Annotated in this window: 1 protein-coding gene; it reads left to right on the forward strand. The window is 58.7% G+C overall.

What is annotated here, in order from left to right; genetic code table 11:
* A partial coding sequence (locus tag VSX56_RS20760) for a transposase (RefSeq protein ID WP_350937877.1) occupies window positions 1–334 on the forward strand: 334 nt, incomplete at its 5' end.
* Between the last annotated feature and the right edge of the window lie 225 nt (window positions 335–559).

Here is a 559-nt window from a genome sequence, read left to right on the forward strand (position 1 = left end):
CGCTGATCAGATGCGTCCGAAACTGCCAAAGCTGGCGACCCTCATGGACGGCGCCGAGGAGGATGTGCTGGCCTACATGACCTTTCCCCAGCAGCATCGAACGAAGCTACACAGCACAAATCCGATGGAGCGCCTAAACGGCGAGATCAAGCGCCGTACGGACGTGGTCGGGATCTTTCCTAATGAGGCTTCGATCCGCCGCCTCGTTGGGGCCATCCTGATGGAGCAGACCGAGGAATGGACCGTCCAGCGCGGTCGATACATGGCACTGGAAACGCTGGCGCCAATCTGCGATGATGTCGTGGGCAGCTTGCCTGCAGCGCAGCGCGACTGATCAGCTCGGCCCGCCAGTCAGCATGAGGCCCGCTATGAGCTACACCATCAGTTGGGACACGATCCCGCTCGGTCGGCAGGTGTGTATTGACCCAGCTGAATCTGCTCAGGTTAGGCCGCTATGTATTGACCCAGTGAAATCCTGCTCATGCTACAAGGGAGGACGTAGCCATGAGTAAGACGATGGAAGACAGCATCAAACGTTGGACGGCGAAGCGTAAGACAG

Source organism: Thioclava kandeliae, from assembly GCF_040297545.1.
Classification (GTDB): domain Bacteria; phylum Pseudomonadota; class Alphaproteobacteria; order Rhodobacterales; family Rhodobacteraceae; genus Thioclava; species Thioclava kandeliae.